This window comes from Paenarthrobacter sp. YJN-D (assembly GCF_015040335.1).
GTDB lineage: Bacteria > Actinomycetota > Actinomycetes > Actinomycetales > Micrococcaceae > Arthrobacter > Arthrobacter nicotinovorans.
In genome coordinates this window covers 1,319,545-1,331,545 of record NZ_CP053549.1, presented here as the reverse complement: position 1 = coordinate 1,331,545, position 12,001 = coordinate 1,319,545, and the positions used below count along the sequence as shown (strand labels likewise).

10 protein-coding genes are annotated in these 12,001 nt (G+C 63.9%); 7 read left to right on the top strand and 3 right to left on the bottom strand.

Translation table 11 applies throughout. The annotated features are described in order from the left end of the window. Positions 1-15 precede the first annotated feature (15 nt). Complete coding sequence (locus HMI60_RS06370; RefSeq protein ID WP_039239424.1) at positions 16-948, top strand: LysR family transcriptional regulator; 933 nt, start codon at positions 16-18, stop codon at positions 946-948. Positions 949-992: 44 nt separating this feature from the next. Here the strand turns inward: HMI60_RS06370 and HMI60_RS06365 are convergent, their stop codons facing one another. The 3 genes from HMI60_RS06365 to HMI60_RS06355 form a co-directional block, all read right to left on the bottom strand. Beyond that, on the bottom strand, positions 993-1,208 hold the full coding sequence (locus tag HMI60_RS06365) for a hypothetical protein (RefSeq protein WP_227453668.1): 216 nt from the start codon (positions 1,206-1,208) through the stop codon (positions 993-995). Positions 1,209-1,223: 15 nt separating this feature from the next. After that, positions 1,224-2,138 (bottom strand): pyridoxal 5'-phosphate synthase lyase subunit PdxS, encoded by a 915-nt coding sequence (gene pdxS / locus HMI60_RS06360; protein ID WP_193590770.1) that lies wholly within the window; start codon positions 2,136-2,138, stop codon positions 1,224-1,226. 156 nt (positions 2,139-2,294) lie between these two features. Next, positions 2,295-2,975 carry a GntR family transcriptional regulator gene (locus HMI60_RS06355; RefSeq protein WP_055973833.1) on the bottom strand — a complete coding sequence of 227 codons (681 nt, stop codon included), beginning with the start codon at positions 2,973-2,975 and terminating at the stop codon, positions 2,295-2,297. 131 nt (positions 2,976-3,106) lie between these two features. Between HMI60_RS06355 and purU the strand changes: the two genes are divergently transcribed. From purU to fdhA, 6 genes are all read left to right on the top strand, one after another. Further along, a complete protein-coding gene (gene purU / locus HMI60_RS06350; protein WP_039239422.1) occupies positions 3,107-4,024 on the top strand; it encodes a formyltetrahydrofolate deformylase in 918 nt (305 codons plus the stop codon). Between the two features lie 48 nt (positions 4,025-4,072). After that, on the top strand, positions 4,073-6,565 hold the full coding sequence (locus tag HMI60_RS06345) for an FAD-dependent oxidoreductase (protein ID WP_193590769.1): 2,493 nt from the start codon (positions 4,073-4,075) through the stop codon (positions 6,563-6,565). A 146-nt stretch (positions 6,566-6,711) separates the two neighbouring features. Beyond that, entirely contained in the window at positions 6,712-7,338 is a 627-nt protein-coding gene (locus HMI60_RS06340; protein ID WP_018779500.1) for a cyclodeaminase/cyclohydrolase family protein, read from the top strand. Further along, entirely contained in the window at positions 7,335-8,222 is an 888-nt protein-coding gene (locus HMI60_RS06335) for a bifunctional 5,10-methylenetetrahydrofolate dehydrogenase/5,10-methenyltetrahydrofolate cyclohydrolase (RefSeq protein WP_193590768.1), read from the top strand. Before HMI60_RS06340 ends, HMI60_RS06335 begins: the two co-directional genes overlap by 4 nt. A gap of 11 nt (positions 8,223-8,233) precedes the next feature. Beyond that, positions 8,234-10,552, top strand: coding sequence for an FdhF/YdeP family oxidoreductase (locus HMI60_RS06330; RefSeq protein WP_193590767.1), 2,319 nt, complete (start codon positions 8,234-8,236; stop codon positions 10,550-10,552). 159 nt (positions 10,553-10,711) lie between these two features. Then, complete coding sequence (gene fdhA, locus HMI60_RS06325) at positions 10,712-11,929, top strand: formaldehyde dehydrogenase, glutathione-independent (protein WP_018779503.1); 1,218 nt, start codon at positions 10,712-10,714, stop codon at positions 11,927-11,929. The last annotated feature ends 72 nt before the right edge of the window (positions 11,930-12,001 follow it).

The following is a 12,001-nucleotide window of genomic DNA, read 5'->3' as shown; positions in this document are numbered from 1 at the left end:
GTGCATGATTGGTCCATGATCGATCAGAGGCTGATAACACTTCGGGTGTTTGCCCGATGTGGCACCGTGGGGGCGACGGCCGAGCTCACGGGATATTCCCCTTCCGCCGTCTCGGCGCAGCTGCGCGAGCTCCAGCGCGTCCTCGGCATGCAACTGCTGACCAAGGACGGCCGGGGCGTGCGGCTGACCGCCACAGGACGCTTCCTCGTGGCGGGTTCGGACAGCCTTATCGCCGAATGGGAGAGCCTGAGAGCCGCGGCAATGGAGGCCGGCGACCAGGTGCAGTCACATTTCGGCCTGGGCGGATTCTCGACGGCGGCCGCGCAGCTTCTCGCGCCACTGGCCGCAACGCTGCGCTCCACGCGGCCCCTGCTGGAGGTGCAGGTGCTGGAGGCAAATCCATCACGTTGCTTCGACCTGCTTGTGGCAGAACGCATCGACCTCGCCGTCATTGTGGCCATGCAGTCCGACACCTACGGCGAGGACGATCCCCGCTTCGAGCAGACGGTCCTGCTGGACGATCCACTGGACGTCATCATTCCCGCGGACCATCCCCTGGCTTCACGGCAGACGGTGACGCTCGAGGAACTGGCGTCGGAGCCGTGGATCACGGAGGCAGCGGGGTCCACCTACCATTCCTTGTTCACCGCAGCATTTACGGCAGTGGGAGTGACGCCGCGGATCGCGCATGAGGCAGTTGAATGGGAGACCCAGATCGCGTTCGTAGGGGCCGGGCTTGGCGTAGGCCTGCTGCCCCGGCTGGCGCCACTGCACAGCGCGGAGAACGTGGTGCGGCTGCGCATTACGGGCAAGGGGAAACCTGCGCGCCGCATTGTCGCAGCGGTCCGCAGGGGCAGCATCGCCTCGCCCCTGATCCAGGAGTCACTGGGCATCCTGCAGGCCAGCGCCAAACGGATTCTGGCGGCGCGGCCCGAAGACGACCTCTGAGCCCCACGGCAACAAAACCGGCCCGGCCGGCAACAGCGCTCCGGCTAAGCCCAGACCTGGTAGCCGGTGGACTTGTCAAAGAGCCGCCGGGTGTCGGCTCCCGCCGCCGCGATCCACAAGACGGAGTCGTCATCCGCCGCCTGCTCCACCACGCCCGTCATGACGTGGTCTTCGAAAAGCCAAACCTCCACGGTGTGGCCGGTCAGCTTGGCCCAATCCATCCGCAGTCCCCGGCCGTCCGCCGTCCTCACCGGCCTCACGTCCAGCACCCCGGCCTACCAGCCGCGTTCTGCGAGGCGGTGGGGCTGCGGGATTTCGTCGACGTTGATGCCGACCATCGCTTCGCCCAGGCCGCGGGAGACTTTGGCAATAACGTCAGGATCGTCGTAGTAGGCAGTAGCGTTCACGACGGCGGCCGCACGCTCTGCCGGGTTGCCGGACTTGAAGATACCCGAACCGACGAACACCCCATCGGCGCCGAGCTGCATCATCATCGCAGCATCAGCCGGGGTCGCGATGCCACCGGCAGTGAACAACACCACCGGAAGCTTGCCCGTGGCAGCGATTTCCTTGACCAGCTCGTACGGGGCCTGCAGCTCCTTGGCCGCAACATACAGCTCATCCTCGGGCAGGGCGGCGAGCTTGGCGATCTCCGAACGGATCTTGCGCATGTGACCGGTGGCGTTGGAAACATCCCCGGTACCGGCTTCGCCCTTGGACCGGATCATCGCCGCGCCCTCGTTGATACGGCGCAAAGCCTCACCAAGGTTGGTGGCACCACACACGAACGGAACAGTGAAGTTCCACTTGTCGATGTGGTTGATGTAGTCCGCCGGGGTCAGGACCTCGGACTCATCGGTGTAGTCAACACCGAGGGACTGCAGGACCTGGGCTTCGACGAAGTGGCCGATACGGGCCTTGGCCATCACCGGGATGGACACGGCAGCGATGATCTGATCGATCATGTCCGGATCCGACATGCGGGACACGCCACCCTGGGCGCGGATATCAGCCGGGACACGCTCAAGCGCCATCACGGCGACCGCACCGGCATCCTCGGCGATGCGGGCCTGCTCGACATTAACGACGTCCATGATGACGCCGCCCTTGAGCATCTCAGCCATGCCCCGCTTAACGCGGCTGCTGCCCGTGAGCGGAATGTGTTCGAAAAGAGGGTGTCGTGTAGTCACGTGGTACTCCAGGGACGTGGGGGCCGTGATTGCATCACGAGCACAGGACCAGGATGGGCCAGGTAGGCCGCGCCTAATATCCGAGTGATATATTAGTAAGAAGTCCAGTATGCAAGTGACCCGTCGCCGAGTCAACCACTTTGGCGGCAGACGCCCTTAGGCGGCGAACAGCGCCTGACGAACAGCCTGCTCAAATCCGCTGACATGGACGCGGGCGAGTTCGGCGGCCTCTTCTTCGTTGCCGTCAATCACAGCCCGCAGAAGATCCAGGTGCTCGCGCACGTGGTGCTCGAGGTCCGGAAGCCTGTCAAGTACCATGCACCAGATCCGCGTGGCCAGATTGTCATAGCGGATCAGCACGTCCTCCAGGTGCGGATTCGCTGCAGCCGAATAGATGCCCTGATGCACGCTCGCGTCAAGACGCAGGGTTTCCACCACGGACGCCGCGCTGACATCGAAGTCCTCCACGGCCCGCATCACGTTCCGCAGATGTTCCCTGGTGGCAGCTGAAGCCACCCGCGCTGCGCGGGCCGCGGCAAGCGGTTCAAGCTGGGCGCGGATTTCGGAGATGAAGGCGAGGTCGGTTACCTCCACACGGGTGGCGAACGTTCCGCGCCGGGGGTAGGTAATCACCAGCCGATCCAGCTCCAGCCGTTTCAAAGCTTCACGGACGGGAGTCCGCCCCACTTCCAGCTCCTTGGCGAGCTGTTCGTCATTAAGGATGTCCCCTGGCTTGATTTCAAGCATCAACAAGCGGTCGCGCAGCCGTTCGTAGGCCACGTCGGCCAGTGATTTCCTGGTGGCGTCGCCAATGCTTGCGAGAGTTCCAGTAGCCACAGCGTGAGCTCCTTCTTCAAAACCGGGAAATCTATTGACCTGCCCCGGACACCAGTATACGCTGATTTCCAATCCTAATATATCAGTTTGTATTTCAGGAATATATCTAGGCACACACCTAAGGAGGACACATGACCCTCGTGGCTTCAGACTCACACCTCAGCACCCTTCCGGCAGAACGCGGCCAGCTCAAGGACGAGCAGGCGCAGAAGTTCGTACTCACACTGTCGTGCGTCGAACAGCCGGGCATCGTGCAGGCAGTCACCACTTTCCTCTTCGAGCGCGGCTTCAACATCGAAGAGCACCAGCAGTTCGATGACAGCCTGCGCCAGACATTGCACCTGCGCACTGCCTTCTCCGGCGGCCAGACTTACTCACCGGATCAGCTGGAGGATGAGTTCCGTTCCATCGCGGACCGCTTCGATATGAAATTCAGCTTCCACGACCAGACCAAGCAACGCGTCCTGGTGATGGTCTCCAAGTTTGGCCACTGCCTCAACGACCTCATCTTCCGCTGGCGCGGAGGCAGCCTCGGCGGCGAGCTCGTCGCCGTCGTCTCCAACCATGAGACCCACCGCGCCATGGCCGAGGCAGCCGGGCTGCCCTTCATCCACATCCCCGTAACCCCGGACACCAAGGCCGAGGCGGAGCAAAAGCTCCTGGAACTTGTGGACGAATACAAGGCCGACCTCGTGGTCCTGGCCCGCTACATGCAGGTCCTTTCGAACGACCTGTGCCGCAAGCTGGAAGGACGCGCGATCAACATCCACCATTCCTTCCTCCCCGGCTTCAAGGGTGCCCGCCCCTACCACCAGGCCTACGACCGCGGCGTGAAGCAGGTGGGTGCTACCGCCCACTACGTCACCGCCGACCTGGACGAGGGCCCGATCATCGAGCAGGAAGTCATCCGCGTGGACCACAGCTACGGCCCCAACGCGCTTTCCACTGTGGGCCAGGACGCAGAAGCACTGGCACTTTCCCGTGCCGTCCGCTGGCACTGCGAACACCGCGTCCTCCTGGACCGGACCAGCACGGTCGTCTTCCGCTAACCAGCCCGTTCAAGCCCGCCCCACACGAACTTCCGCAGGAGAATTTTCATGGCATCCACGCCTCGCATTGTCATCATCGGAGCCGGGATCGTCGGCACCAATCTCGCCGACGAACTGGTCACCCGTGGCTGGAACAACATCACCGTCCTGGACCAGGGCCCCCTGAACATGCCCGGCGGTTCCACCTCGCATGCACCGGGACTGGTGTTCCAGACCAACCCTTCAAAGTCCATGGCGTTGTTCGCCAAGTACACGGTGGAAAAGCTCCTCTCGCTGACCGAGGACGGCCAAAGCTGCTTCAACCAGGTGGGCGGCCTTGAAGTAGCCACCACGGAAACCCGCTTGGCGGACCTCAAGCGCAAGCTGGGTTACGCGCAGTCGTGGGGCATCGACGGCAAGATCCTCTCCCGCGAAGAGTGCAAGGCGCTGTACCCCCTCATCAACGAGGAAGACATCCTCGGAGGCCTGCACGTTCCCACGGATGGCCTGGCCCTGGCCGCCCGCGCGGTCCAGCTGCTCATCAAGCGCACCGAGGCCGCCGGCGTCAAGTACATCGGCAACACCGAGGTGACCGGGATCGAGCAGTCCAACCGCCGCGTCACCGGCGTCGAGACCGCCGACGGCGTGATCCCCGCGGACATCGTGGTTTCCTGCGCCGGCTTCTGGGGCGCCAAGGTAGGCGAGCTGATCGGGATGTCCGTCCCGCTCCTGCCGCTGGCCCACCAGTACGTCAAGACCACACCGGTCCCTGCACAGAAGGGCAAGAACGAACTGCCCAACGGCGCACAGCTGCCCATCCTGCGCCACCAGGACCAGGACCTTTACTACCGCGAGCACGGCGAACGCTACGGCATCGGCTCCTACGCGCACCGCCCCATGCCCGTGGACCTGGACGAACTGGGCAGCTACGAGCCCAGCAGCATCAGCGAACACAACATGCCTTCCCGCCTGGACTTCACCCTGGAAGACTTCCTTCCCGCGTGGGAAGCTACCAAGCAGATCCTCCCGGCACTGCGTGAAAGCGAGATCGAGGACGGCTTCAACGGGATCTTCTCCTTCACCCCGGACGGCGGCTCCCTGGTGGGCGAGTCCAAGGAAGTGGATGGCTTCTTCGTAGCCGAGGCCGTGTGGGTTACCCACTCCGCCGGCATCGCCCGCGCCGTGGCAGAGCTGCTGGTGGACGGAAAGTCGAAGATCGACCTTGGCGACTGCGACATCCACCGCTTCGAAGAGGTCCAGCTGACGCCCGAGTATGTCAGCGAAACGTCCCAGCAGAACTTCGTGGAGATCTACGACGTCCTGCACCCGCTCCAGCCCAAGCTGTCCCCCCGCAACCTTCGCGTCAGCCCCTTCCACGCCCGCCACAAGCAGCTGGGCGGCTACTTCCTGGAAGGTGCCGGTTGGGAACGCCCCTACTGGTTCGAAGCGAACGCCGAGTTGCTGAAGGAAATGCCGGACGAGTGGCAGCCGCCGGCCCGCGACGCCTGGTCCGGGATGTTCAGCTCCCCCATCGCTGCGGCGGAGGCGTGGAAGACCCGCACGGCAGTTGCCATGTACGACATGACGCCGCTGAAGCGCCTGGAAGTTTCCGGCCCCGGCGCCTTGAAGCTCCTGCAGGAACTGACCACCGGCGATCTCGCCAAGAAGCCCGGTGCCGTTACCTACACCCTGCTCCTGGACGAAGCCGGCGGAATCCGAAGCGACATCACGGTGGCACGCCTGAGCGAAGACACCTTCCAGCTGGGCGCCAACGGCAACATCGACACCGCCTACTTTGAGCGCGCGGCCCGCCACCAGACCGAAAACGGCAGCGCAGGCGACTGGGTCCAGGTCCGCGACACCACCGGCGGCACCTGCTGCATCGGCTTGTGGGGCCCTCTTGCCCGCGACCTCATCAGCACCATCAGCAACGACGACTTCAGCAACGATGGCCTGAAGTACTTCCGCGCCAAGAAGGTCACCATCGGCGGGGTCACGGTGACCGCGATGCGCTTGTCCTACGTCGGCGAACTCGGTTGGGAGCTCTACACCAGCGCAGACAACGGCCAGCGCCTCTGGGATGCCCTGTGGAAGGCCGGCCAGCCGTTCGGCGTCATCGCAGCCGGTCGCGCTGCCTTCAGCTCGCTGCGCCTCGAAAAGGGCTACCGCTCCTGGGGCACGGACATGACCACCGAACACGACCCCTACGAAGCCGGCCTCGGTTTCGCCGTGAAGATGACCAAAGAGAACTTCGTCGGCAAGGCCGCCCTGGAAGGACGCAGCGAGGAAAGCTCGGCCCGCCGCCTGCGCTGCTTGACGGTCGACGACGGCAGGAGCCTGGTGCTGGGCAAGGAACCGGTGTTTTATAAGGACCAGGCGGTGGGTTATGTCACCAGCGCCGCCTACGGTTACTCGGTCCGCAAGCCGATCGCGTACGCCTACCTGCCGGCAGCGGTCTCGCTGGGAGACTCCGTAGAGATCGAGTACTTCGGCCGCCGCATCCAGGCAACGGTCACCGAGGATCCGCTGTACGACCCCACGATGAGCCGGCTCCGCGGCTGACCCCGCACACTGCGGGTCCGTCAACGACCCGCAGCCAGGACATGCGGCCCGGGCCCTTCCCCTCTCCCGACAGACCGGGGTCCGGGCCGCTGTTTCCGGCCTTCACATCCAGTTCAGCGTCTTACCCAGTTCAGCCAGGACGGCACATGATCAGCTCTGAAACCATCAATGATTACCTCTCCAGGCTGGCCTCCCGCCAGCCCACACCGGGCGGCGGTGCTGCCGCTGCGCTGCACGCGGCACAAGGAGCCGCGTTGGTTGCCATGGTGGCCCGGTACACCACAGGCGCGAAGTTTGAGCAGCATGCCGCGCTCGTAGCCCGGATCACCAGCGCCGCCGACCACCTGATAGTGGAAGCCTTGCGCCTGGCCGACGCCGATGAGCACGCCTTCCAGACCGTCATTGACTCCTACAAACTCCCGTCGGACACGGACGAACTCAAGAGTGCCCGCAGCGCAGCCATCCAGGATGCCCTGGTCCAGGCAGCCCAAACTCCCGCGCAACTCATCCGGGTCGCCGGCGAGGTCGTCAGCCTCGCCACCGATCTCCTGGATGCGGCAAACCCCAACGTCATCAGCGATGTCGCCGCGGCTGCAGATGCCGCCCGCGCTGCCGCCACGACAGCGCGCGTGAACATCGACATCAATGTCGTGGCCATCAAGGACAGCGCCGCCCGCAGCCGCCTGGCGGGGCAGACGGACGGACTTGAGGACAAAGTGGTCCTCGCAGCCGATTCCCTGGTCAAGCGCGTCCGCGAAAGGATCCTCTCGTGAACACCCAAGTGCTTTCCGGCAAGCAACTGGCAACCCTCATTCAACAGCGCGCCGGGGAAGAAGTCCGCGCCCTGGAGAACAGCGGGCGCCATCCCGTCCTGGCCGTGGTGGTTGCCACCGATGACGAGTCGACGCTTTGGTACGTCCGCTCCATCGAACGTGCAGCCGAACGGCTGGGCATCGGTTGCAGGATCGTGGACCTGGGACCCGAGGCCACCGAGCAGGTACTGGCAAGCGTCCTCGGGGATCTCAGCACTGAACCTTCGGTCAACGGAATCATCCTGCAGACGCCGTTGCCGGTGGGCGTAAAGGCTGATTCGCTGGTGGGCCTCATCGCCCCGGAAAAGGACATCGACGGCGCCAATCCCCTCAGCCTCGGCCGCTTGGCTGTAGGCCAACCCGCCTTCGCCCCCGCAACAGCGCAAGCCGTGGTGGAACTGCTGGACCACTTCGACGTGCCCGTCGCGGGACGCAACGTGGTCGTCGTCGGACGTTCCGCAGTAGTGGGCAAGCCGCTGGCCTTGCTCCTCCTGGAGCGGGACGCGACTGTCACCATCTGCCATTCCAGGTCGGGGCCGCTGGAGCGCTATACCCGGCCGGCCGACGTCGTGGTTGTTGCCGCTGGAAGGACGGGCCTGCTTAAAGGCAGCCACATCTCACCGGAGACGGTAGTGGTCGACGTCGGAACCAACGTCCTGCCCGACGGCTCACTGGTGGGGGACGTTGACGAGGCGAGCGTCACCGGTATCGCGGCCGGGTTGACCCCGGTGCCCGGCGGCGTAGGCTCAGTCACCACAGCCCTGTTGCTCCTGCACACGGTTGAAGCCGCACGGCAGCAGGAGCCGGCCCACTTGGCCACCGCCACCTCCTCCGCCCGGATCTGAAGGGAAACCTCATGGCTACCAAAGCCCCCGACGGAAACATTGATGAGTCAAAGCTGACCGTCACCAAACCCAAAACCAAGGCGGTGGGCATCCCGGCCGTCGCCAACGCGTTGAAAATCTCGCTGGAACAGATGGGTCCGGTGCGCAGCGTCCAGACCCTGCTCGCCGTAAACCAGCTGGACGGTTTCGACTGCATGGGCTGTGCCTGGCCCGAACATGAAAAGCGGAACGCGGCGGAGTTCTGCGAGAACGGCGCCAAAGCCGTTGCTGAGGAAGCCACCCGCCGGCGCGTCACTCCCGAATTCTTCGCCAAGTACTCAGTGGAAGAACTGAAGACCCGCGACGACTACTGGCTGGGCCAACAGGGGCGCCTGACGCATCCCATGGTCCTTGAAGAAGGAGCCACCCACTACACCCCGATCGAGTGGGACGACGCTTACGAGCTGATGGCGCGGGAACTCAGGGAGCTGGAAAACCCGGACCAAGCGGTGTTCTACACCTCGGGCCGGACGTCCAACGAAGCAGCTTTCGTGTATCAGCTCCTGGTCCGCGGAATCGGCACGAACAACCTGCCCGACTGTTCCAACATGTGCCACGAATCCTCCGGTTCCGCCTTGGTGGAAACGATCGGTATCGGTAAAGGCTCCGTCAGCCTCACCGATCTGGAGACGGCGTCCCTGATCTTCGTCGCCGGGCAAAATCCCGGAACCAACCACCCTCGCATGCTCAGTGCGCTGGAGAAGGCCAAGAAGAACGGTGCGGTCATCGTGTCCGTCAATCCGCTTCCCGAAGCCGGACTCCTGCACTTCGAAAACCCGCAGCATGTGGCAGGAATGATCCAAGGAACGCAGCTGACGGACGATTTCCTGCAGATCCGTGCCGGTGGCGACCAGGCTCTCTTCCAGGGCCTGGGTAAATACCTCCTGGAAGCCGAAGCCGAGGGCCGCAAGACCCCGGGTCTGGAAACCGTTCTTGACCATGCGTTCATCAATGACCACACCGTGGGCATCGACGACTATCTCCGTTTCCTGGAGAAGGTGGAATGGGATGACATCGTGGAGGCAACGGGGCTCACCCTGCAACAGATCCACGCCACCGGTGAACGGCTTCTGGCTTCCAGCGCCACCATTGTCTGCTGGGCCATGGGCCTCACGCAGCACAAGCACTCCGTGCCCACGCTCCGCGACGTTGTGAACGTCCTGCTGCTCCAAGGAAACATCGGCAAGCCCGGCGCCGGCGTCTGCCCTGTGCGTGGCCACTCGAATGTCCAGGGCGACCGCACCATGGGCATCTTCGAGAAGATGCCGGAAGCATTCCACGACCGACTGGACCAGGAATTCGAATTCCGTTCGCCCCGGGACCACGGCTATGACACTGTTGCGGCCATCCGTGCCATGCGGGACGGGAAAGTCCGTTTCTTCATGGGAATGGGCGGCAATTTCGTGCGGGCCGCCCCCGACTCGGAGGTCACCGAGCACGCCTTGGCCAACACCCGGTTGACCGTCCAGATCTCCACCAAGCTGAACCACTCGCACCTGTCCACCGGCCGGCGGGCACTGATCCTGCCGACCCTCGGCCGCACCGAAAAGGACACCCAGCGAACCGGCGACCAGCGGGTCACGGTGGAAGATTCCATGAGTGCCGTCCACGCCTCACGTGGCCGCCTGAAGCCTGCAAGCGAGCACCTCCACTCCGAAGTCGCGATCGTCTGCAACCTCGCGGACAAGCTTTTCACCGACGGGTACCAACGCTTGCCCAACACCCCCAGGGCTTCCTGGCTCGCCATGAGGGACGACTACACCCTGATCAGGAAACACATCGAGGCGGTCTTCGACGGTTTCGAAGACTTCGAAGCCCGGATCCAGCATCCCGGCGGCTTCGTGCTGCCCCACCCGCCCCGCGACGCCAGGAAGTTCGACACGGCCTCCGGGAAAGCGCACTTCACGGGCAATGAACTGGAGTTCATCAAAGTCCCGCCGGGCAAGCTGGTCCTCCAAACCCTGCGCTCCCACGACCAGTACAACACCACCATTTACGGCAAGGACGACCGGTACCGCGGCATCCACGGCGGGCGTCGGGTGGTGCTGATCAACGCAGGGGACATCAGCGAGCTCGGCTTTGCCGATGGGGACATGGTCCACCTGGTCTCAGAGTTCCACGGGACAGAGCGACGGGCCGAAAACTTCCGCATCGTTTCCTATTCGACGCCGAAAGGCTGCGCCGCCGCGTACTACCCCGAAACCAACGTCCTGGTGCCGCTGGATTCCGTCGCCGACACCAGCGGCACCCCGACCTCGAAGTCCGTGATCATCCGGCTGGAAAAGGCCTAGCCGCACCACAACTGTCCATTTGTCCGTTTATCGATATGTCCAACTGTCCGTGAATGGTGCTTCGGTGGCCTGAAACCTGGGGAGGTATTCCTCATCGAAGCACCGCTTTCGGACCGTTGGACAGCTCAGTTCAACAACAGCAAGGAACAGGGAGTAACCATGTCAGGAAACAGAGCAGTCGCCTACAAGGAACCCGGTGTCGTCGAAATCATCGACACCGACTACCCAACGTTTGAACTCAAGGACGGACCGGGCGTCAACCCGGCCAACGTCGGCAGGAAGGTCCCGCATGGGGCCATCCTGCGGACAGTGACCACCAACATCTGCGGTTCGGACCAGCACATGGTCCGCGGACGCACCACCGCACCGCAGAACCTTGTCCTTGGCCACGAAATCACCGGTGAAGTGGTGGAGGTGGGACCCGACGTCGAATTCATCAAGGTAGGTGACATCGTCTCGGTACCGTTCAACATCTCCTGTGGCCGCTGCCGGAACTGCAAGGAACAGAAGACCGGCATCTGCCTCAACGTCAACCCCGACCGCCCCGGCAGCGCCTACGGCTACGTGGACATGGGAGGCTGGGTCGGCGGACAGGCGGAGTATGTCCTGGTCCCGTACGCGGATTGGAACCTCCTGCGCTTCCCGGACCGCGACCAGGCCCTGGAGAAGATCATGGACCTGACCATGCTCTCGGACATTTTCCCCACCGGCTTCCACGGCGCAGTCACAGCCGGTGTCGGCGTCGGTTCCACCGTGTACGTTGCCGGTGCCGGCCCCGTGGGCATCGCTGCCGCGGTCGGCGCCCAACTGCTGGGGGCCGCCGTCGTGATTGTGGGCGACATGAACGAGGACCGCCTCGCCCAGGCCCGATCCTTCGGCTGCGAAACCGTCAACGTCTCCCAAGGCGATCCCAAGGACCAGATCGAGCAGATCCTGGGCGTTCCCGAAGTGGACTGCGGCGTTGACGCTGTGGGCTTCGAAGCCCGGGGACACGGAAAGGACGCCTCGCACGAAGCCCCGGCCACCGTGCTGAACTCACTCATGGACATCACCGCGGCCGGCGGTGCCCTGGGCATCCCGGGCCTCTACGTGACCGGCGATCCGGGCGGAATCGACGACGCCGCCAAGCACGGTTCGCTCTCCCTGTCGTTGGGGACAGGCTGGGCCAAGTCCTTGTCCTTCACCACCGGTCAATGCCCCGTGATGAAGTACAACCGCCAGTTGATGATGGCAATCCTCCACGACAAGGTCCAGATCGCCAAGGCGGTCAACGCCCAGGCCATCCCGCTCGAAGACGCGCCCCGCGGCTACGCCGAATTCGACGCCGGAGCCGCAACCAAGTTCGTACTGAACCCCAACGGCTACGTGAAGGCCTGACAACAGCTACCGGGGACTGCGCGGCAGTAATTACGGGAAGGCCGTGCATTCCCCGGTGCCTTCCACACCGGA

Excerpts from the sequence above, each read along its gene's own strand:
- HMI60_RS06370 (WP_039239424.1), top strand. The coding sequence starts at position 16 with ATGATCGATCAGAGGCTGATAACACTTCGGGTGTTTGCCCGATGTGGC.
- purU (WP_039239422.1), top strand. The coding sequence starts at position 3,107 with ATGACCCTCGTGGCTTCAGACTCACACCTCAGCACCCTTCCGGCAGAA.
- HMI60_RS06345 (WP_193590769.1), top strand. The coding sequence starts at position 4,073 with ATGGCATCCACGCCTCGCATTGTCATCATCGGAGCCGGGATCGTCGGC.
- HMI60_RS06340 (WP_018779500.1), top strand. The coding sequence starts at position 6,712 with ATGATCAGCTCTGAAACCATCAATGATTACCTCTCCAGGCTGGCCTCC.
- HMI60_RS06330 (WP_193590767.1), top strand. The coding sequence starts at position 8,234 with ATGGCTACCAAAGCCCCCGACGGAAACATTGATGAGTCAAAGCTGACC.
- fdhA (WP_018779503.1), top strand. The coding sequence starts at position 10,712 with ATGTCAGGAAACAGAGCAGTCGCCTACAAGGAACCCGGTGTCGTCGAA.